Below are 391 nucleotides of genomic sequence, written 5' to 3' on the forward strand. Positions count from 1 at the left end.
CACAAACAGACTCATCCACCATTCGTAATACACCAATCATTTCATTGGGGAAGCGTAAGTCTGTCTTTAATGCCATGGCATTATATGACATCCCAATCGAAGCTCCCAAAGAGAGTTGATCATTGACTTGATATGCAACAGAAGGTGATAAATATGTAATACGCTCAATGGCAACCTGTTGTCCCATAAAGTTGCCGGGATTTTTATCTTCTGAACCAAATCCTGCCACCATCGGTGCGTATGCTGCGGTTGCATAGGTTAATTTTGAGCCTGGCGGATTATATGAAACCCCACCAGTAGGCGCCAATACCGGCCATCCGGGTCCCAAATCTACAACTTTCTTTAAAATAGGAATGTATAAACTTGCATATTCAACATCACCACGTACAGA

At 42.7% G+C, this 391-nt stretch carries 1 protein-coding gene; it reads right to left on the reverse strand.

The genetic code is table 11. The features are described 5' to 3' along the window. On the reverse strand, positions 1–391 hold a 391-nt coding region (locus FLQ44_RS13610), incomplete at both ends, for an outer membrane protein transport protein (RefSeq protein ID WP_206208884.1).

Origin of the sequence: Vogesella mureinivorans (assembly GCF_007644035.1) — a bacterium.
GTDB classification, from domain to species: domain Bacteria; phylum Pseudomonadota; class Gammaproteobacteria; order Burkholderiales; family Chromobacteriaceae; genus Vogesella; species Vogesella mureinivorans.